Origin of the sequence: Pseudonocardia sp. MH-G8 (assembly GCF_002262885.1) — a bacterium.
Taxonomy (GTDB): Bacteria; Actinomycetota; Actinomycetes; order Mycobacteriales; family Pseudonocardiaceae; genus Pseudonocardia.
Window position 1 is genome coordinate 67523 of the sequence record NZ_NKYF01000010.1, and the last position, 19172, is coordinate 86694.

Here is a 19172-nt window from a genome sequence, read left to right on the forward strand (position 1 = left end):
CCGCACGCTGTTGGGAGAGTCATGACTGTCGACAACACCACCGCCGTCGAGACCGAGACGCACGGTGTCGAGATCACCGACGCCGCTGCCCTCAAGGCCAAGGCGCTGCTCGACCAGGAGGGCCGTGACGACATGCACCTGCGCATCGCCGTCCAGCCCGGTGGCTGCGCCGGCCTGCGTTACCAGCTGTTCTTCGACGACCGTTCCCTCGACGGTGACCTGTTCCGCGACTACCACGGGCTCAAGGTGGGCGTCGACCGGATGAGCGCCCCGTACCTGCAGGGCGCGGTCATCGATTTCGTCGACAGCATCGAGAAGCAGGGCTTCACGATCGACAACCCGAACGCGGGCGGTTCCTGCGCCTGCGGCGACTCGTTCAACTGAGCTACGGCTCACCCGGACCCCGGTCGGAACCTCCGGCCGGGGTCCGTCGTCTTCGCGTACCGGTAGGGTGATGCCTCGTGCCTATCGCCGTCACGGGGTCCATCGCCACCGACCAGCTCATGCACTTCCCGGGCAAGTTCGTCGACCAGCTGGTCATGGACCAGCTCGACCGGCTCTCGCTCAGCTTCCTCGTCGATGACATGGTCATCCGGCCGGGCGGCGTGGCGGGGAACATCGCCTTCGCGCTCGGCGTGCTCCAGCAGGCGCCGATCCTCGTCGGCGCCGTCGGTGCCGACTTCGGCGAGTACCGCGCCCGCCTCGAGGCCCACGGCGTGGACTGCTCGGCCGTGCTCGTGTGTGACGATGTCAACACCGCCCGGTTCGTGTGCACCACCGACGACGACATGCGCCAGATCGCGTCGTTCTACACCGGGGCGATGGCGCGGTCCCGGGACATCTCGCTCGCCCCGCTCGTCGAGCGCGGCGTCGACCTGGTGCTGATCGGCGCCGACGACCCGGACGCGATGCTGCGCCACACCGACGAGGCCCGCGAACTGGGCATCCCGTTCGCGGCCGACCCGTCCCAGCAGCTCGCGCGCATGGAGGGCCCGGAGATCCGCCGGCTCGTCGAGGGCGCCCGCTACCTGCTCAGCAACGACTACGAGTGGGAACTGCTGCTGCAGAAGACGGGCTGGACCGAGCAGGACGTCGCCTCCCGCGTCGACATCCGCGTCACCACCCACGGCGAGAACGGCGTGGAGATCCACGGGGCCGAGACGCTGAAGATCGGCGTGGTTCCGGAGACCGGCAAGGTCGACCCCACGGGCGTCGGCGACGCCTTCCGCGCGGGCTTCCTCGCCGCGGTGTCCGGCGGGCTGTCCCTGGAGCACTCGGCCCAGCTGGGCTCGCTGATCGCCGTGCAGGTGCTGGAGACCGACGGCCCGCAGGAATGGACGTGGGACCGCGCCACGGCCGTCACCCGCCTGCGCGACGCCTACGGCCCGGACGCCGCGGCCGCGATCGAGCCGGTCCTGCCGGCCTGACCCCCGACTCACCCACCCCCAGACCCCGACTCGCGGATGTGGTGCCCCGACTCGCGGGGTTGGGGCCCCGACTCGCGGGTGTGGCGCTGCGACTCGCGGGGCTGAGGCTGCGACTCGCGGGTGTGAGGCCGCGACTCGCGGGGTGGGATGCCGCACCCCCGCGAGTCGGGGTGTGGTGTGCGCGAGTCGGGGTGTGGGTGTGGTCGTGTCGGGCCGCTCAGAGGTCGAGCTCCCACTGGCCGTACCGGTCGTAGGGGCGGAAGCCCATCGCCTCGTTGATCGAGACCATCCACGGGTTCGAGTCGGCGTTGTAGGTGTCGATCACCGCGAGGGCCGGGCTGTCGTGCCGGACCCGCTCCAGGTTGGCCAGCTTGACCAGCATGCCCAGGCGGTGACCGCGGTGCCCCGGTGCCACGATCGTGTCGCCCTGGCTTGCGTGCCAGGCCACCGAGGCGGTCTGGAAGAGCACGGTGAAGGCAGCGGGATCGCCGTCCGGTCCGCGCGCCGCGGTGACGGTGCACCGCAGGCCCTGGGCCCGCCGGGATGCGTCTTCCGCGCGGACGCGGGCGGCGTCGTAGCGCTCCGGGTCGTGGTGCAGGTCGTCGTGGGGGGCGTCGGTGGACATCCGCGCCACCAGCGCGGCGACGTCGTCGAGCCATTCGGGCGGGGTGTCGCCGGTCCACTGCATCAGCTCGTACCCCGCGGACGCCGCGCGGGCCTGCGCCGCGAGCGCGTCGAGGGCCGCCGGGTCGGACGGGGGCAGGGTCAGGCGCCTGCGCTGGTCGGCGAGCGCCAGCCGCCCGCCCGCCGCGGCGAGGAAGGCCGCTCCGGGGCTGCGTTCCGCGAGCGGCTCCTGCGCGTCGATCTGCAGGCGCTTCCGTCCGGCGGCCCGTGCTGCCTCGGCGAGGTGGGCGAGCAGCGTGCGCCCGGCGCCGCGCCTGCGGTGCGGGGGAGCGACGAGGATCTCGCCGTAGGCGTTGTCGAGGTTGTCGAGCACGGGCAGCGTGAGTGTCGCGACGCCGACGGCCTCGGCCCCGGCCCGGGCGAGCCAGACGGTCTCGTCGTGGCCCGGGGCCCCCGCCACCAGCTGGGCCCGGTGCTGCACCCGGCACGGCGGCGGGTCGGCAGGGGTGTCGTGCGCACGCGCCGCGGTGACGAGCGCGAACCAGTCGCGCAGCGCGTCGTCGTCGTCGGCGGAGACGGGTGTGAGCACGAGATCGACCACGCCGCTCATCCCCGCACGACCAGGCCGGGTACGCCACCTGATTTCCCGCAGACCCTGCCCGGGCAACGGTGCTCTGCTCGGCTAGTCTCTACGCGAGGTCGAAGGCGGATACCCGGCGACGACCGGCACGGGAGAAGACGATGCAGACGACGTGTGGGAGGCGGCGAGCAGTGGGCCGAGCACAGCGCGGGGCAGACCACCCTGCTGAGACGAGGCCTGGTTCGGCGAGGCGGCGCCCGCTGCGGCGCACGGCCCAGCTGGCCGGCCTGGCCCTGCTGGTCGTCCCGCTCACCACCGGCTGCTCGGTGGAGGAGGTCCTGCGGTTCGGGTGGCCGGTCGGCATCACCCCGCAGGCCGAGGCGATGCGCGAGCTGTGGACCTGGTCGGCCGTCGCCGCGCTGGTCGTCGGCGCCGTCACCTGGGGCGCGATGCTCTGGGCGATCGCCTTCCACCGCAAGCGCAAGGGCGACGTCGACCCGCCCCGCCAGACCCAGTACAACCTGCCGCTCGAGATCACCTTCACGGTGATCCCGACGATCATCGTGGCGGTGCTGTTCGCGTTCACCGTCAACGTGCAGAACTACGTCGACACCGACTCGCCGGAGCCGGACGTGCGCGTGGACGTCACCGCGTTCCAGTGGAACTGGGAGTTCGGCTACCCCGAGACCCAGGCCCCGGACGGGCAGCCGGTCAGCACGCTGGGCACCACCGACACGATCCCGCTGCTGGTGCTGCCCACCGGGCGCACCATCGAGTTCACGCAGAGCTCCAACGACGTGATCCACAGCTTCTTCGTGCCGGAGTTCCTGTTCAAGCGCGACGTCTTCCCGATGCCCGAGGTCAACGACCAGGACAACGTCTGGCAGATCGACGGCATCGACCGCGAGGGTGCATTCGTCGGGCGTTGTGCCGAGCTCTGCGGCGCCTACCACTCGATGATGAACTTCGAGGTCAGGGCCATCTCGCCGGAGCTGTACGACCAGTGGCTCGGGTTGCGCCAGCAGACCAACCCGATCACGAACGCGCCGTACACGGCCGGTGAGGCGCTGGAGCAGCTCGGCTGCGGACAGCTGTGCACGCCGCAGGCCTACACCACCTACCCGTTCACGACCGACCGCACGCAGCGTTCCGCGTCGCTGCCGGTCACCTCCGGGAGCTGAGCCACGCCATGAAGGTCGAATCCCGCATCTTCGAGATCATCATGGTGTTCTTCTTCATCGTGGCGATCGTCTACGCGGTGCTGGCCCGGGAGCCCGTCGGTACCGCGGGGCTCTTCCTCACCGGTGGCCTCGCGCTGATCATCGGTGGGTACTTCCGGTTCGTCTCCCGGCGTCTGGAGGAGCGGCCCGAGGACAACCCCGAGGCCGAGGTGTCCGACGGCGCGGGTGACGTCGGCTTCTTCTCCCCGGGCAGCTACTGGCCGATCGCCGTGGCGGGGTCGGCGGCGCTGGTCGGGATCGGGCTCGCGTTCTTCTACGTGTGGCTGCTGGTCATCGCGGGCGTGCTGCTGCTGATGGCCGTCGGCGGCCTGGTGTTCGAGTACCACATCCGCCCCGCGGAGCACTGAGCGCGCATCTCGGGACTCGGCCCCGGCCATCTCGCCGTGGCCGACGCGCTCGGGTTTGTACGGATGGCACATTCGTCCCGCTCTATCGGACGAATGTGCCATTCGTACAGGTGGCCCCCTGCTGGGTACGCTGCGCGGACTGCCCTGACTGGTGCAGGAGGAAACCGTGGCAGGGGTAAGGGACATGCCGGACGAGACGCGGCAGTCGGCGCTGCGCGTCGAGGAGAACGGCATCAACGTCATCTCCGACGCCGAGCGCCACGGCACCCCGCGCCAGCTGTTCTGGCCGTGGTTCGCCGCGAACATCTCGGTGCTCGGGCTGAGCTACGGCGCGTTCGCCCTCGACTTCGGGATCTCCTTCGCCCAGGCGTTGATCGCGGGCGTGCTCGGCATCGTGTTCTCGTTCCTGCTCTGCGGGTTCGTGGCGATCGCCGGCAAGCGGGGCTCGGCGCCCACGATGGTGCTGAGCCGGGCGGCGTTCGGGGTGCGGGGCAACCGGCTGCCCGCGGTGATCTCCTGGCTGCTGACCGTGGGCTGGGAGACCGTGCTGACGATCGTGGCCACGCTCGCCACCGCCACGGTGTTCGGCCGGCTCGGCTGGGGCGGCGGCACGGCGACGCTGCTGGTGGCGCTGGTCGTGGTCGCTGCGCTGGTCGTCGTCGCCGGGGTGCTGGGCTTCCAGCTGATCATGCGTCTGCAGGCCGTCATCACGGTCGTCACGGCGGTGCTCACCGTGGTCTACATGCTGCTGGTGATCCCGCAGATCGACGTCGGGGCCGTGACCGCGCTGCCCGCCGGGTCGACGCAACAGGTCATCGGTGCGCTCGTGTTCCTCATGACGGGGTTCGGCCTGGGCTGGGTGAACATGGCGGCCGACTACTCCCGTTACCTGCCGCGCAGCACGTCGGGCGGGGGTGTGGTGGCCTGGACGACGTTCGCCTCGGCCCTGGCGCCGGTGCTGCTGTTCGCGTTCGGGCTGCTGCTGGCCGGCTCGTCGGCCGACCTGTTCGACGCGATCTCGGCCGACCCGGTCGGCGCGCTCGCCGCGACGCTGCCGACGTGGTTCCTCGTCCCGTTCGCCCTGGTGGCCGTGCTCGGGCTGGTCGGCGGCGCGGTGCTGGACATCTACTCGTCGGGGCTCGCGATGCTGGCGATGGGGGTGCGGGTGCCCCGCTACGTCGCCGCGCTGATCGACGGCGCGATCATGGTCGCGGGCACCGTCTACGTCGTGTTCTTCGGCGAGGACTTCCTCGGGCAGTTCCAGGGGTTCCTGATCACGCTCGGTGTGCCGGTGGCCGCCTGGTGCGGGGTCCTGCTGGCCGATATCGCGCTTCGCCGCCGCAACTACGACGACGCCGCCCTGTTCGACCCCGCCGGCCGCTACGGCGACGTGCGGCCGTTCCCCATCGCGGTGGTGCTCGTCGGCACGGTCCTCGGCTGGGGGCTGGTCACCAACAGCGCGGCCGGGTGGCTGGCCTGGCAGGGCTACCTGCTCGCGCCGCTGGGGCTCGGCGGCCGGGAGGGCGACTGGGCCTACGCCAACCTCGGGGTGCTGGTGGCCCTGGTGCTGGGCTTCGTCGCGGCGCTGCTCGGCACGCGCAGCTCGGTGCGCGCCCAGGAGTCGGCGACACCCTGAGCACGTGGGCTCAGCCGCGCGCCGCGGGGCCGAGCGCCTGGCGAGCGATGATCACCTGCTGGATCTGGCTGGTGCCCTCGTAGATCCGGAACAGCCGGGCGTCGCGGTAGAAGCGTTCCACCGCCACGCCCCGCATGTAGCCGGAGCCGCCGTGCACCTGCACCGCCCGGTCGGCCACCCGGCCCACCATCTCGCTGGCGAAGTACTTCGCCGCCGACGGCCCCTGCACCGTGTCGGTGCCCGCGTCGTAGGCCCGGGCCATCTCCAGGACGAGGGCGTGGCCGGCGAGGTGGTCGGTCACGGAGTCGGCGATCAGGCCCTGCACCAGTTGGAACGACGCGATCGGGCGCCCGCCCTGCTCGCGGGTCTTCGCGAACTCCACCGACTCGTGCACCAGCCGGCCCGCCATCCCGACGCACAGCGCCGCGATGTGCCCGCGCCCGTGTGCGAGGCAGCGTGCCGCGATCTGGAAGCCGCGGTCGACGCCGTCCTCGCCGCCGACGAGCGCCGCGGCCGGGACGCGCACGTCGTCGAGGTACACGTCGGCGGTCCAGGCGCCGAACTGGCCCATCTTGTGGTCCTTGGGCCCGATCGACAGGCCCGGGGTTCCCGCCGGGACGAGGAACGTCGAGATCCCGCGGTTGCCGGCCGCCTCCGGGTTGGAGCGGGCGAACACCATGATCACGTCGGCGACGGGGGCGTTGGTGATGAACCGCTTGGTGCCGTTGAGGATCCAGTCGGTGCCGTCGCGCCGGGCGCTGGTGGCCAGGCCGGAGGGGTCGGAGCCGGCGTCGGCCTCGGTGAGGCCGAACGACGCGGTCACCTCACCGGACGCCAGGCGCGGCAGCCAGTCCGCCTTCTGGTCCTCGGTGCCGCCGACCAGCAGCACCTGGCCCGCGATGCCGTTGTTGGTGCCGAACAGCGACCGCAGCGCGGGAGTGGTCCAGCCCAGCTCGAAGGCCAGCCGGGCCTCCTCGGTGAGCGACAGGCCGAGGCCGCCGTACTGCTCGGGGATCGCGAAGCCGTAGAGGCCCATCTCCTTGCACGTGGCGATCACGCGCTCCGGGATGGCGTCCTCGGCGTCGATCTGCTCCTCCAGCGGCACGACCTCCTTGCGGACGAAGTCGCGGACCGCGGACAGCACGTCGTCGAGATCGGAGGCCTCCATCCGCGAGACGCTACCGACGGTCAGTTGACGATGGCCAGGAGGAGGCCGTCGTAGCCCTTCGTCCCCACCGTCTGCACGATCGTCGCGTCCACCCGGGGCTCTGCCGCGATCGTCTCGGTGACCTCGCGCGTGCCGCGGATCGACGGGTCGTGGCTGTCCGCCTCGACCACGCGCCCGCCGCGCACGACGTTGTCGACGACGATCATGCTGCCGGGTCGGGACAGGCGCAGCGCGTGCCGGAAGTACTCCGCGTTGGACGCCTTGTCGGCGTCGATGAAGGCCAGGTCGAACGGTCCTTCCAGGGTGGGGAGGGTGTCCAGCGCCGACCCGACCCGTACGTCGACCACCTCGTCCAGGCCGGCGCGGGCCAGGTTGGAGCGCGCCACCTCGGCGTGGTGCGGGTCGAGCTCGCACGTCACGAGCTGCCCGTCGGCGGGCAGCGCGCGGGCCAGCCAGATCGTCGAGTAGCCGCCCAGCGTGCCGACCTCGAGGATGCGGCGGGCGCCGACCGAGCGGGCGAGCAGGTGCAGCAGCTTGCCCTGGGCCGGGCTGACGTCGATCGTCGGGAGCCCGCCGAGGGCGTTGGCCTCGAGCGCGGCGTCGAGGACGGGGTCGGGGGCCAGCAGCTGCCCGGTGAAGTACTCGTCGACGGATCCCCACACCTCGGTCATGACCATCAGCGTATGCGGTTTCGGGTTGGCCCTACCCTCGTGAGGAGGCATACCGGCTGGGTGTGCGGGTGGCGGGGGACCAGGGTTGCACGCATGACCGAGTACGCGTCCGTCCCGGCGAGCGGGACCGTTTCCGGAACCGACCGGTTCTGGCGGGGCTACGGCTACCTGCTGGGCGGGCTGCCGCTGTGCATCATCGCGTTCGTCATCGCGATCGCCGGGTTCGCCCTGGGGGTGAGCACGTTCGTGGTGTGGCTCGGCCTGCCCGTCCTCGCCGGCACGTTGCGGGCCTCCCGCGGGCTCGCCGGCGTCGAGCGGCGGGGTGCCGAGTGGGCCACCGGGCGCTCGCTGCCGCCCGTGTACTACCGCGAGCCGAAGGGACGCGGCATCTACCGGCTGCTCAGCATGCTGGCCGACCCGCAGTCCTGGCGCGACCTGCTGCACGGGGTGATCGCGTTCCCGGTGCGGTTGGCCATGTTCGTCATCGCCGTCACCTGGACGGTCGCCGGGCTCGGCTCGCTGCTGTACATCACGTGGCAGTGGGCACTGCCTTCCGACTCCGAGAACGGCGGCCTGTTCTGGCTGCTCACCGGGTCGCCGAGCCGGTGGGGCGAGATCGGCGTCAACACCGTTCTCGGCGCGATCATGGTGGCGACCTCGCCGCTGGTGGTCCGCGGGCTCGTCGCCACCCGCGCCGGGCTCGCCCGGGGCCTGCTGACCAACCAGACGGCCGCCCTCCGTGCGCGGGCCGTGCAGCTCGAGTCGAGCCGGCGCGCCGCGGTGCACGCCGAGGCGCAGACGCTGCGCCGGCTCGAGCGCGACATCCACGACGGCCCGCAGCAGCGCCTCGTGCGGCTCAACATGGACCTGGAGACCGTCGCGCGCCGCCTCGACGACAACCCGGACAAGGCGCGCCCCCTGGTGGCCGAGGCCCTGGAACAGAGCCGCGAGGCGCTGGACGAGCTGCGGGCGCTGTCGCGGGGCATCGCGCCGCCGATCCTCGCCGACCGCGGGCTCGGCCCGGCGCTGGCCGCGGCGGCGGCGCGGTGCCCGGTGGAGGTCTCGCTCGACGTCGCGCTGCCGGACGGTCAGCGGCTCGCCGCGGCGGTGGAGAACACCGCGTACTTCGTGGTGACCGAGGCGCTGACCAACGTCGCGAAGCACGCCCACGCGTCCCTGTGCACGGTGGTCGTGGCCGCCGACGGGGAGCGCGTCCTGGTGCAGGTGCGCGACGACGGCCGCGGCGGCGCGCACCTGGGCAAGGGCCACGGCCTGGCCGGGCTGGCCGACCGGCTGGCGACCGTCGAGGGCGTGCTCGACGTGGTGAGCCCGGCGGGCGGTCCCACCGTGCTGACCGCCGAGATCCCGTTGCGGGGGGTGGGGGATGATCGGTAGGTGAAGGTCGTACTCGCTGAGGATTCGCTCCTGCTCCGGGAAGGCCTCGTCCGGCTCCTCGACGAGGCCGGGGCCGAGGTCGTCGCCGCGGTCGGCGACGGCGTCGCCCTGGTGGAGGCCGTGCAGGAGCACCGTCCGGACGTCGCGGTGGTCGACGTCCGGATGCCGCCGTCGTTCACCGACGAGGGCCTGCGCGCCGCGCTGGAGGTGCGGCGCACGGTGCCGGGCACGGCGATCCTGGTGCTCTCGCAGTACGTCGAGGAGTCCTACGCCTCCGACCTGCTCACCGCGGGCGGCGGCGTCGGCTACCTGCTCAAGGACCGGGTCTCGAAGCTCGCCGACCTCTCCGACGCCCTGGAGCGCGTCGTCGACGGCGGCACGGTGCTCGACCCGGAGGTCGTCTCGGCGCTGTTCGCGCACCGCCGCCGCCGTGACCCGCTCGCGGAGATCTCGCCGCGCGAGCGGGAGGTGCTCGGGCTGATGGCCGAGGGGCGCACCAACACCGCGATCGGCCGCACCCTGGTGATCAGCCAGGGCGCGGTCGAGAAGCACATCTCGTCGATCTTCACGAAGCTCGGGCTGCCGCCCTCGGGCGACGACCACCGCCGCGTGAAGGCGGTCCTGACCTGGCTGCGGGCCTGAGCGCCCGTCAGTCCGGGGCGTAGGCGCCCGCGGCAGCGCCCCGCGCGGCCTGCACGGCGTTGCGCACCGCGAGTGCGTCGTCGACGGCACCGCCCAGCAGCAGGATCTCGTGGTAGAGCGGGGCCGTGGCGGCCACGAGGAGCCACCGCGGGACGGTTGCGGCGGGCACCTCCCCCCGCGCCACGGCGCGGGTGACCACCACGTGGCTGCGCCGGTAGCGGTCGTCGAGGAAGCGGCGGAGTGCTTCGGCCGCGACCGCGGAGCGGAACGAGGCCACGATCAGCGCCCGGCTCAGGGAACGCGGCGCGGTCAGGTGCACCAGGACGTCGCGGTTCAGGGCCGTGAGGTCGGCCGCCAGGCTGCCCTCGTCGGGCGGACGCCAGCTGTCCTCGCGCCCGGCGTCGAGCGCGTCGGCGAGCAGGCCGCCGACGTCCTGCCAGCGGCGGTAGACGGTTGCGCGGTGCACGCCCGCACGCTCGGCCACGGAGTCGACGGTGAGCGCGTCGAAGCCGCGGTCGAGCAACTCCGCCTCGACGGCGGCCAGGACGGCGGCGCGGATCCGCGCGGTACGACCGCCGGGACGGCGCACGGGCTCGCTTGACATCCGACCATCATCCCGGCATCCTCTTATTGCGACAAGAGTCGCATCTGAGGAGGTGTGCGGTGCTCAGCTGACCCGTCCCCGATCCCTGGACGCGTCTGCCCTGGAGTGCCGCATGTCATCCACCGCCACGCAGCTGTCGCTGCACGCCCTCACGAAGTCGTTCGAGCACCGCGCGGTGCTCGACGCCGTCACCACCGCGTTCCCCGCCGGTGCGACGTCCGGGCTCATCGGGGAGAACGGCTCCGGAAAGTCGACGATCCTGCGCCTGCTCGCAGGCGCCGAGCGTCCGGACGGCGGCGAGGTCGTCGTCGTCGCGCCCGGTGGGTGCGGGTTCCTCGCCCAGGACGACCCGCTGCCCGGCCACTGGAGCGTGGACGACGCCGTCGACGACGCGCTCGCCGAGATCCGGCGCCTCGAGAGGCGGCTGCGCGAGCTCGAGCAGGCGATGACCGACGCGTCCGGCGCGGACCTGCTCGACGAGTACGGCGCCGTCAGCACGGCCTTCGAGCTGCGGGGCGGCTACGACGCCGACGCCCGCGTCGCGCAGGCACTCGCCGGCCTGGGCCTCGCCGGCCTCCCGCGCTCGCGGCGCCTCGCCGCCCTGTCCGGCGGGCAGCGGGCACGCCTGCGCCTCGCCGTGCTGTTGGCGGCCGCGCCGGAGGTCCTGCTGCTCGACGAGCCGACCAACCACCTCGACGTCGCGGCGACCACGTGGCTCGAGGACCACCTGCGGGCCCGGGCGGGCACCACGGTGGTGGTCTCCCACGACCGCGTCTTCCTCGACCGGGTCGCGGGTGCGCTGTTCGAGATCGACGAGGGGCGGGTCGCCCGCTACGGCGGCGGCTACAGCGACTACCGCCGCGCGAAGGCGGGCGAGCGGGCGCGGTGGGAGCAGGCCCGCGCCACCTGGGAGGACGAGGTCGCCCGGCTGCGCACGGCGGCCGCCACGACGGCCCGGCGGGTCGCGCCGGGGCGCGAGATGACCGACCGCAACAAGATGGCCTACGGCCGCGCCGCCGGGCGCGTCCAGGCCTCGCTGGCGAGCCGTGTCCGGGCGACGCAGGAGCGGCTGCGCCGGCTGCTCGACGATCCCGTCCCGGTGCCACCGCAGCCGCTGCGCTTCCGGGGAGAGCCCGCGACCGCCACCGCACCGGACGGCCCGGTGCTCGAGGTGGCCGGTGCCGGCGTCGCAGGCCGGCTGGCCCCCGTCGACCTCGTCGTCGACCGCGGGGACCGGATCCTCGTCACCGGACCCAACGGCAGCGGCAAGACCACGCTGCTGCGGTTGCTGGCCGAGCAGCTCATCCCGACCGCGGGTGCGGTCGTGCGGCGGGGGCGCGTCGGCCACCTCGCGCAGGAGCCGGGGGTGGCGCCCGAGCGCACCGTGCTCGAGGCCTTCGGGAAGGACCGTCGTGGTGACCCCGACGACCACGCCCGCGCGCTCGCGGCTCTCGGGCTGTTCCGCGAGGAGGACCTGCACCGGCGCGTCGCGGCGCTGTCGACCGGTGGGCGGCGCCGGGTCGAGCTCGCCCGCCTGCTCACCGACCCGCACGACGCGCTGCTGCTTGACGAGCCCACCAACCACCTCGCGCTGGGCCTCGTCGAGGAGCTCGAAGCCGCCCTCGACCGGTACCCCGGTGCGCTCGTGGTGGTCAGCCACGACCGGCGGCTGCGCGAGGCGTGGACCGGGCGCGTCGTCGACGTCCGCGAGCTCGCCACCTCCACCCCGACAGGAGTCGTCCATGCCTGACACCGTGATCACCCGCACTCCGGTCGGAGCGCCCGGAGCGGGGCCCTACGCGGTGGCCGTCGACGCCCTCGGCGTCGTCTGGGTCACGCTCGTGCACGCCGGCCAGGTGGCCCGGCTGGAGCCGGGGGCGCCGCCCGCACTGCTGGATCTCGGCAACGTCGCGTCGCGCCCCTACCTGCTGGCAACCGGGCCGGACGGTGCCGTGTGGGTCACCCGGGGTGGCGACGACCGCATCGACCGGATCGCCGCCGACGGCAGCCGGGAGAGCGTGGCGGTCCCCGCCGGGAGCGGCCCCTACGGCATCACCACCGGGCCGGACGGCGCCGTCTGGTTCACCGCCATCGATGCCGACGCCGTCGGCCGCCTCGCGCCCGACGGCACGGTGTCCCTGACGGCTCTGCCCGCCGGGAGCGGGATGCCCGCGATGATCACCACGGGGCCGGACGGCGCCCTGTGGTGCACCCTCAACCGCAACGCCGCGCTCGCCCGTGTCGATCCGGCCGGCGTGATCACCCTGCACCCGCTCCCGGACCGCGAGTGCGGGCCCGTCGGCATCGCCGGCGACGGCACCGCGCTCTGGTTCGCCGAGATCGGCGCGGGCCGGGTCGGCCGGCTGGTGCCCGGCGACGAGCTGCAGGAGTTCGACCTGCCCGACCGTGCCGCGCGCCCGCACGCCGTCACCCCCGACGGCGCAGGCGGCTGCTGGGTCACGCTCTGGGGCCGGCGCGCACTGGCGCACCTCGACGAGCGGGGCACCGTCACCGCCGTGCACGAGCTCGGCGAGGGCAGCGAGCCGCACGGCGTGGCCGTCGCCGCGGACGGGGCGGTGCTCGTGGCGCTCGAGAGCGGGTACGTCGCCGCACTGCGCACTGCCGGCTGAGCGACGTGGTTGCGGGGCGGTTGCGCGCTCGGGATCCTGTGCGGGGTGGAGATCCTCATCGGTGCGGCGGGGACGATGGGCGACGTCGCCCCGTTCACCGGGCTCGGGCTGCGGCTGCAGTCCGCCGGCCACCGGGTGGCGGTGGCCGCGTTCGAGCCGTTCGGCGACCACGTGACCGGTGCGGGTCTGGAGTTCCGCCCCCTGCCCGGTGATCCGACGCAGAATGCCCGATCCCGGGAGAACCGCCGCTGGGAGCAGGGGCGCGACGGTGCCATCGGTGCCGTGCGGCTGGTGCGGCTGCTGGCGCGGATCCTGCCGGACATGAACGCCGGCTTCCTCGACGCCGCGCGGCGGGGCGCCGACCTCATCCTGCTCTCGCAGGTCAGCGGCCTCGGCGGGTACGACATCGCGCGCGGCGTGGGCATCCCGAGCGCGGGTGTCTACGTGGCCCCGGTCCACCCGACCGGTGATTTCCCGCCGCCTGTGGGCGTGCCCTCGATGGGCCGGTTCCTGAACCGGTGGGCCGGTCAGCTGCTGCAGGGCGCGGGCTCTGCCCCGTTCGCCCGGGCGATCGCCCGCACCCAGGACGAGCTCGGCCGGCCACACCGCGGTCCCGGCGCCCTGCTCGCGGAGCAGGCGGCGCAGGACTGGCCCGTGTTCTACGGCTTCAGCCCGCGGGTGATCCCCCGGCCTGCGGACTGGCGGCCGGGCATCCGGGTGTGCGGTTACTTCTGGCCGCCGGTCCCGAAGGGCTGGACCCCGGATCCGGTTCTCACCGAGTTCCTGGCCGCGGGCCCGCCCCCGGTGTTCGTCGGGTTCGGCAGCCTGGCCGCGTCGCACGGCGAGCGGCTGAGCACCCTCGTGCGGGAGGCGGTGCGCCGAGCCGGCGTCCGCGCGGTCGTGCAGGCCGGCTGGGCGGGGCTGCACGTCGCGGACGACGACGTGCTGACAGTGGGGCACGTCCCGCACGAGTGGCTGTTCCCCCGTAGCGCCGCGATCGTGCACCACGCGGGTGCGGGGACGACGGGCGCGGCCCTGCGCGCCGGAGTGCCGCAGGTCCCGGTCCCGGTGGCGGCGGACCAGCCGTTCTGGGCCGGCCGCGTCGAACGGCTCGGGGTGTCCCCGGGTGCGCTGCCCTTCCGCACGCTCACCGCCGGGCGCCTCGCCGCAGCGCTCGCCGCGGTGCACCGCGATACGGCGTACCGGGAGCGGGCCGTCGCGCTCGCCGCGGGGATCGCCACCGAGGACGGCGCGGGCCGCGTCGTCGAGGCGGTCGAACAGCTGCGGGCGTAGCCGTCGTCAGAGGCGGCCGGAGCGCAGGTCGGTCACGGCGAGGCGGGCGGCCTGGCCGATCACCGCGTCCGCCCGGGGCAGGACGGCCTCGGCGCGGGCAGCGCGGGTGAACACGGCGACGGCCACGGGCCGCTCACCGTCGAACTCGACCACGCCGACCTCGTTGCGGACCGCGCCGAGCGTGCCGGTCTTGCCGGCCACCCGCACCCCGACCGGCGGGAACCCCGAGCGGAGCCGGTGCGACCAGACCTGCGCACCGAGCAGGTCGCGCGCGAACGCGCACTGGCCCGGGGACGCGGCCCGGTCGCCCCAGATCGCGGCGAGCAGGCGCGTCATGTCCCGTGCGGTGGTGGCGCTGTCCAGCGCGGCGTCGTAGGCGCGGATGGCCGGCGCCGCATCGTTGCTGCCCAGCGCGCGGAACGCGGCGTCGGTGTCGGGGGTGGCGGTGTCGGCCACCAGCGTGCGGAGCACCTCGGCCGTCCCCCCGTGCACCCGGGTGTGGCGCAGCTCCAGGTCGTGCAGCACCTCGAGGACCGCGGCGAGCCCGACGCGGCGCAGCACGACATCCGCTGCGGCGTTGTCCGACACGGTGATCATGGAACAGGCGAGGTCGCGCCAGGAGAGCGTGACGGGGTCGCGCATGACCGACAGCCCGCTCGGGCCCGCGGTCCGCTCGGCGGGTTCCACCGTCACCTGCTCGCGCGGGTCGAGCTCGCCGGCGTCGACCCGGCGGCAGAACGCCACGAGCAGGGGCACCTTGTAGACCGAGGCCATCACGACCGGCTCGTCCGGGTCGACACCGACCTCCCGTGACGGCCCGCCGAGCGGCACGGCGTGCAGCCGGCCGTGCACGCCGGCGTCGGCGAACGTCGCGCGGATCTCGCGTTCGAGGTCGGTGCCGTGCCCGCTCCCGGGCGAGCTCACGCGGCCGGCTCCGCGTCCAGCGCGGCGAGCACGGCGTCGCGGATGGCGGGGGCGGGGCCGTGGCCGCGCCACACGGCGCGCAGACGCAGCGGCAGCGCCTCCCCGGCGACGACCCGGCGGACCACGCCCGGTGCGTGCAGATCGGGATCAGCGGTGATCGCGAAGGCCCGACCGGCCGCGGCGAGGACCAGCGCGGCGCGGTCGTCCGCGGCGCTCACCGGCTCGGCGACCAGGCCGCGCTGCTCGAGGGTGTCGAGCAGGAGGTCGTGCGCCGCGGGGCCGTGCGCGCGTGGGGGAGTGGCGAGCGGGAGGCCGCGCAGCGACCGCAGGACCACCGGCCCGGTCGTGGCCGCCGCAGGGTGGTCGGCCGGGAGCACCAGCGTCGTGGCCAGCCGGTGCACGGGCCCGCTGTGCAGGGGGCCGAGCAACGCGGGGTGCACCACCACGGCGAGGTCGATCCGCCCGGCGGACAGCCCGTCGACCAGATCTGTGGTGGAACCGGTGACGACCTCGGGCGGAGCACCCGCGGCCCGGCAGGCGGTGGCGAGGGCGGCGACGGCGCGGGCCGTGAGCTGCGGGACCGCGCCGATGCGGACCGGAGCGGCGGCGCCGTGCGCGCTCGCCGCGCGACGCAGCTCCTCCGCGCCCTCCAGGAGCGCGCGGGCCCGGGGCAACAGGTCGAGGCCCGCGGCGTTGAGCCGGGCGCCGCGGGAGCTGCGGTCCACGAGCACGACGCCGAGCGCGCGCTCCAGCCGCTGCAGCCCCTGCGACAGCGGCGGCTGGGCGATCCCGAGCCGGGCCGCCGCACGCCCGAAGTGACCCTCTTCAGCGACTGTGACGAAGAAGTCCAGATGCCGCAGGAGATCCACACGCGCGACGGTAGCAGCGTCGATAGCAGGGCCGTATCGATACCCGCGTGTCATCCTATTTGCGGTATGGATCGTGCCTTGCTTGCCTGGCGCCCGTGATCGGGAAAGACGAAAGACTCCTTCGCCCCGTGCGCCGTCGCACCCTGCTCGGAGCGGCGCTGCTGCTGCCGCTGGCCGGGTGCGGCTCCCCGGCGCCGACTGCCGCGCCGCCCGCCGCGCCACCCGCGCCGGCCCCCACGGACCGCCTCGCCGAGCTGGAACGCCGCTTCGACGCGCGACTCGGGGTCTACGCGCTGGACACCGGCTCCGGCCGCGAGGTCGCGCACCGCGCCGACGAGCGGTTCGCCATGTGCTCGACGTTCAAGGCGCTGGCCGCCGCCGCGGTACTGGACGCCACCCCGCCCGAGCACCTCGACCAGCGGGTGCACTACGCGCAGGCGGACCTCGTGGACTACTCGCCGGTCACCGAGCAGCACGTGGCCGACGGCATGACCATCCGCGAGCTGTGCGACGCCGCGGTCCGTTTCAGCGACAACACCGCCGGCAACCTGCTGCTGGCAGACCTCGGCGGACCGGGCGGGATCACGGCACTCGCCCGCTCGCTCGGCGACGACGTCACCCGCCTCGACCGGATCGAACCCGAGCTCAACACCGCGATCCCGGGCGACGAGCGCGACACGACCAGTCCACGCGCGATGGCAGGCTGCCTGGACGCCCTGGTGCTGGGCGACCGCCTCGGCCCGGACGACCGGGCGCTGCTGACCGGGTGGCTCGTCGGCAACACCACCGGCGACGCGCGCATCCGCGCCGGCGTGCCCGATGGCTGGCGGGTGGGCGACAAGACCGGCACCGGCAGCTACGGCACGACCAACGACGTCGGCGTGGTGTGGCCGCCGGACCGCGCGCCGATCGTCCTCGTGCTCCTCTCGTCCCGCACGACGGAGGACGCCGACAACGAGGACGCCCTCCTCGCGGAGGCCACCCGGGTGGTGGTGGAAGGCCTGGCGTGAACCGCCGCCGCCGGCGCCCGCCGCGGCGATGATCGTTGCGAGCCGCGCACCAGGGCTGGGCGCGGCGCAACCACGTACGTTTCGCGGCGATCAGCACGTGTTGATCGCTGCGAGAAGCGCGTGGGGGCGGTCGTGGCTGCTGTGGTGTGCTTCTGAGACCGATCAGCCGTGGGTGGGGTCAGCCGGCGCCGCCACGTTCGTGGCGGCTGTGGCGTGCTTCTCGGGTCGATCAGGTGTGGGCACCTGGCCTGCGAGGCGATGGTCGAGCCCGGCGGGTGGTCACCCCTCGTGCACGGCGCGCAGGTCCAGTACGAGCTCGCCCGGTGCCCCGTCCACCAGCCGCACCGGGATGCCCCAGTCCTGTTGGTAGCGGTGGCAGGCGGCGAACACGCCGTCGCCGTCGTCGCAGGCTGCGGCGGCCACGCTGATCTGCAGCACGCCCTCGCCCGGCCCGTCGGCGGCGAACCGCAGCGCGCGGTCGAGCCCGGGTGCCGTGCCCGTCCCTGCCGCGAGCAGCTCGGGCGGGGACGCGGCCACGGTGAGCGAGGTGGGATCTCCGAACCGGGTGTCGAGGTGCTGGCCGGTCGGCGGGGTGAAGTCGATCCGCAGTGCGAGCGCGCCCGGGGAGAGGTCGGTGCGGGCGCGCCGCACGCGGTGAGCCTGGCCGTCCACGCGGGTGCTCGCCGGGATCGGCACCCGGACCAGCCGGTGCGCGGCCGACTCGACCACGACGAGGTGCTCGCCGTCGACCAGCAGGTCGCTCGGCTCGCGCAGGTCGCGGGCGAGGGTGCCGACGCTGCGGGTGACGGGGTCGTAGCGGCGCACCGCACCGTTGTAGGTGTCGGCGAGCGCCACCGAGCCGTCGGGCAGGACGGCCACGCCGAGCGGGTGCTGCAGCATGGCCTGGTCGGCCGGGCCGTCGCGGAACCCGAAGTCGAACAGGCCCTGCCCGACGGCGGTGCTCACCTCCGCGCCGGCGGCAGGAGCGGCCGCCACGGCGCGCAGGGCGGAGGTCTCGGCGTCGGCCACCCAGAGCGTGGCGTCGGGCCCGACCGCGAGACCCGACGGTTGGGCGAAGAACGCGTCGGCGCGCGGCCCGTCGCGCAGGCCCTCGTTGGTGGTGCCGGCGAGCACGGCGACCGCGCCGGTGCGCGGATCGAACGTCCACAGCTGGTGGCTGCCCGCCATCGCGACGACCACGCGGTCCTGCCACCACGCCAGGTCCCACGGTGACGACAGCTCGTCGGCGGCCCTGCCGACCTCCACCCGGGTGCGCAGCTGCTCCCCGGTGCCCGCGAGCGTCGTGACGGTGCCGTCGGCCAGGCGTACGCCGCGCAGCGCGTGGTTGACGGTGTCGGCGACGACGACGTCGTAGCCCGCGGCCGCGTGCTCGGGGAGCAGGAGGAGGCCCTGCGGCTCGGAGAAGCGCGCGGGTGAGTCGGAAAGCCCGCGCTCGCCGGTGCCGATGCGCCGCCGCTCCGTGACGAGGTCGGGCTCCAGCTCGACGAGCTGGTGGTGGGCGGTGTCGGCCACGAGGAACGTGCCACCGGGCAGCGCGATCGCCTTGCCGGGGAAGCGCAGCGCCGTCGCCGGGTCGGGCGGCGCGACGTACGGGCCGTCGCCGCGGCGCAGCGTGCCCGCGGCCTCGTGCTCGGCCACCAGCTCCTCGACCAGCACGGCCAGGCCGTGCGCGTGCCCCTCACCGGAGAGCTGCGCGACGACGTACCCGGCAGGGTCGACGACGACGAGCGTCGGCCAGGCCCGGGCGGCGTAGGCGTCCCAGGTGACCAGTTCCGGGTCGTCGAGCACCGGGTGGTGCACGGCGTAGCGCTCGACGGCGGCCTCGACGGCGTCCGGGTCGGCCTCGTGCACGAACTTCGGCGAGTGCACGCCGATCGTCACCAGCACATCGGAGTGGCGTTCCTCGAGCTCGCGCAGCTCGTCGAGGACGTGCAGGCAGTTGATGCAGCAGAACGTCCAGAAGTCCAGCAGCACGATCTTGCCGCGCAGCTCGGCGAGCGAGAGCCCGGCGCCGCCCGTGTTCAGCCAGCGCCGCCCCCGCAACTCCGGCGCCCGTACCCGTGATCGACCCACGAGCAGGCCAACGTGAC

Annotated in this window: 18 protein-coding genes; 11 read left to right on the plus strand and 7 right to left on the minus strand. The window is 74.1% G+C overall.

Going from position 1 to position 19172, the window contains the following annotated elements:
* The first annotated feature begins 21 nt into the window (after positions 1-21).
* Complete coding sequence (locus CFP66_RS22855) at positions 22-384, plus strand: iron-sulfur cluster assembly accessory protein (RefSeq protein ID WP_094927186.1); 363 nt, start codon at positions 22-24, stop codon at positions 382-384.
* Positions 385-503: 119 nt separating this feature from the next.
* The gene (locus tag CFP66_RS22860; RefSeq protein WP_198961625.1) at positions 504-1427 is read left to right on the plus strand and encodes a carbohydrate kinase family protein; all 924 of its coding nucleotides are present in this window, start codon (positions 504-506) and stop codon (positions 1425-1427) included.
* Between the two features lie 217 nt (positions 1428-1644).
* Here the strand turns inward: CFP66_RS22860 and CFP66_RS22865 are convergent, their stop codons facing one another.
* A complete protein-coding gene (locus CFP66_RS22865; RefSeq protein ID WP_094927188.1) occupies positions 1645-2661 on the minus strand; it encodes a GNAT family N-acetyltransferase in 1017 nt (338 codons plus the stop codon).
* A 161-nt stretch (positions 2662-2822) separates the two neighbouring features.
* Here CFP66_RS22865 and coxB point away from each other — a divergent pair, with 161 nt between their 5' ends.
* The 3 genes from coxB to CFP66_RS22880 all read left to right on the plus strand — a co-directional run bounded on the left by coxB (position 2823) and on the right by CFP66_RS22880 (position 5855).
* Positions 2823-3812, plus strand: coding sequence for a cytochrome c oxidase subunit II (gene coxB / locus CFP66_RS22870; RefSeq protein ID WP_369805134.1), 990 nt, complete (start codon positions 2823-2825; stop codon positions 3810-3812).
* A gap of 8 nt (positions 3813-3820) precedes the next feature.
* A complete protein-coding gene (locus tag CFP66_RS22875) occupies positions 3821-4219 on the plus strand; it encodes a cytochrome c oxidase subunit 4 (protein WP_094927190.1) in 399 nt (132 codons plus the stop codon).
* 166 nt (positions 4220-4385) lie between these two features.
* Entirely contained in the window at positions 4386-5855 is a 1470-nt protein-coding gene (locus tag CFP66_RS22880; protein WP_233159629.1) for a cytosine permease, read from the plus strand.
* 10 nt (positions 5856-5865) lie between these two features.
* Here CFP66_RS22880 and CFP66_RS22885 read toward each other — a convergent pair whose 3' ends face one another.
* Positions 5866-7023, minus strand: coding sequence for an acyl-CoA dehydrogenase family protein (locus tag CFP66_RS22885; RefSeq protein ID WP_094927192.1), 1158 nt, complete (start codon positions 7021-7023; stop codon positions 5866-5868).
* A gap of 20 nt (positions 7024-7043) precedes the next feature.
* On the minus strand, positions 7044-7694 hold the full coding sequence (locus tag CFP66_RS22890; protein ID WP_094927353.1) for an O-methyltransferase: 651 nt from the start codon (positions 7692-7694) through the stop codon (positions 7044-7046).
* Positions 7695-7787: 93 nt separating this feature from the next.
* On the opposite strand from CFP66_RS22890, the gene CFP66_RS22895 reads away from it, so the two are divergent.
* Both CFP66_RS22895 and CFP66_RS22900 read left to right on the plus strand, forming a co-directional pair.
* Entirely contained in the window at positions 7788-9089 is a 1302-nt protein-coding gene (locus tag CFP66_RS22895; protein WP_233159630.1) for a sensor domain-containing protein, read from the plus strand.
* Positions 9090-9731: a response regulator transcription factor gene (locus tag CFP66_RS22900; RefSeq protein WP_094927194.1), complete on the plus strand. Its 642-nt coding sequence runs from the start codon at positions 9090-9092 to the stop codon at positions 9729-9731.
* A 7-nt stretch (positions 9732-9738) separates the two neighbouring features.
* Here the strand turns inward: CFP66_RS22900 and CFP66_RS22905 are convergent, their stop codons facing one another.
* Entirely contained in the window at positions 9739-10335 is a 597-nt protein-coding gene (locus CFP66_RS22905; RefSeq protein WP_094927195.1) for a TetR/AcrR family transcriptional regulator, read from the minus strand.
* A gap of 112 nt (positions 10336-10447) precedes the next feature.
* Between CFP66_RS22905 and CFP66_RS22910 the strand changes: the two genes are divergently transcribed.
* From CFP66_RS22910 to CFP66_RS22920, 3 genes are read left to right on the plus strand one after another with little or no spacing between them, the layout of a single operon-like run.
* Positions 10448-12085, plus strand: a complete 1638-nt coding sequence (locus tag CFP66_RS22910; protein ID WP_094927196.1) for an ABC-F family ATP-binding cassette domain-containing protein — start codon at positions 10448-10450, stop codon at positions 12083-12085.
* Positions 12078-12965 (plus strand): hypothetical protein, encoded by an 888-nt coding sequence (locus CFP66_RS22915; RefSeq protein WP_094927197.1) that lies wholly within the window; start codon positions 12078-12080, stop codon positions 12963-12965. The genes CFP66_RS22910 and CFP66_RS22915 overlap by 8 nt, the downstream gene beginning before the upstream one ends.
* Positions 12966-13010: 45 nt before the next feature.
* The gene (locus tag CFP66_RS22920) at positions 13011-14258 is read left to right on the plus strand and encodes a glycosyltransferase (protein WP_094927198.1); all 1248 of its coding nucleotides are present in this window, start codon (positions 13011-13013) and stop codon (positions 14256-14258) included.
* Between the two features lie 6 nt (positions 14259-14264).
* Here CFP66_RS22920 and CFP66_RS22925 read toward each other — a convergent pair whose 3' ends face one another.
* Positions 14265-15182, minus strand: coding sequence for a serine hydrolase (locus CFP66_RS22925; protein WP_094927199.1), 918 nt, complete (start codon positions 15180-15182; stop codon positions 14265-14267).
* Positions 15179-16051 (minus strand): LysR family transcriptional regulator, encoded by an 873-nt coding sequence (locus tag CFP66_RS22930; RefSeq protein WP_158228175.1) that lies wholly within the window; start codon positions 16049-16051, stop codon positions 15179-15181. The genes CFP66_RS22925 and CFP66_RS22930 overlap by 4 nt, the downstream gene beginning before the upstream one ends.
* A 128-nt stretch (positions 16052-16179) precedes the next feature.
* Here CFP66_RS22930 and bla point away from each other — a divergent pair, with 128 nt between their 5' ends.
* Entirely contained in the window at positions 16180-17061 is an 882-nt protein-coding gene (gene bla, locus CFP66_RS22935) for a class A beta-lactamase (protein ID WP_094927201.1), read from the plus strand.
* Positions 17062-17340: 279 nt separating this feature from the next.
* On the opposite strand, the gene CFP66_RS22940 is transcribed toward bla, so the two are convergent.
* Entirely contained in the window at positions 17341-19155 is a 1815-nt protein-coding gene (locus CFP66_RS22940) for an NHL domain-containing thioredoxin family protein (RefSeq protein ID WP_233159631.1), read from the minus strand.
* Positions 19156-19172: the final 17 nt, after the last annotated feature.